1 protein-coding gene and 1 pseudogene are annotated in these 738 nt (G+C 70.6%); both read left to right on the forward strand.

Annotated features, from left to right (window positions below; translation table 11 throughout):
* Positions 1-218 (forward strand): multicopper oxidase domain-containing protein (locus tag MBEBAB_RS14750; RefSeq protein ID WP_045319481.1); only part of this gene is annotated, 218 nt, incomplete at its 5' end.
* A pseudogene (locus MBEBAB_RS14755) lies at positions 215-738 on the forward strand (copper resistance protein B); the annotation flags it as partial. The gene MBEBAB_RS14750 and the pseudogene MBEBAB_RS14755, both read left to right, overlap by 4 nt.

Consider the following 738-nt stretch of genomic DNA (forward strand, 5'->3'; position numbering starts at 1 on the left):
ATCTGCACGGCCACTTTTTCGAGCTGGTGACGGGTGGTCCCTCAGGCCATCAGCCGCTGAAGCACACGGTCAATGTGGCGCCGGGCTCCACGGTCACCTTCGATCTGACGGCGGACGCGCCGGGCGACTGGGCGTTCCACTGTCACATGCTGATGCACATGCACGCCGGCATGTTCAATGTGGTGACCGTGCGCCCCCTCGATGGAGAAGCCGCATGAGCCGTCTGCTGATCTGCCTTGCGCCGCTCATGGCCGTCGCGGGTATGGCCACCGCCCAGGATCATGGCCACCATCACGCCCCGCCCCCGCCGCCGGCGGAGGATCCCCATGCGGGTCACGACATGGGCGCCGAGACGCAGGCGGACCCCCGCGCCGCCCATGACATGGGGCCGCCGGCCGACCCTCATGCTGGACATGACATGGGCCCGCCTGCGGATCCCCACGCAGGTCATGATATGGGGCCACCTGCCGATCCCCACGCCGGGCACGACATGGGGACGCCGACCGATCCGCACGCCGGTCATGACATGGGCCCGCCCGATGTGGCGACCAGCGCTGACCATCCCGGCAGGCCGCCGGAGGCGCCGCCGCCTCCCGCCGCGCTGTCCGGCCCCGCTCACGCGGCCGACGCCGTGTGGGGCGAGGCGGCGATGCGGCCGGCGCGGGGAATCCTGCTGCGCGAGAACGGCGACATACGCACGACCGCCGTCGTGATTGATCGCTTGAGGCCGGATTTGGT

This window comes from Brevundimonas abyssalis TAR-001 (assembly GCF_000466985.1).
Taxonomy (GTDB): domain Bacteria; phylum Pseudomonadota; class Alphaproteobacteria; order Caulobacterales; family Caulobacteraceae; genus Brevundimonas; species Brevundimonas abyssalis.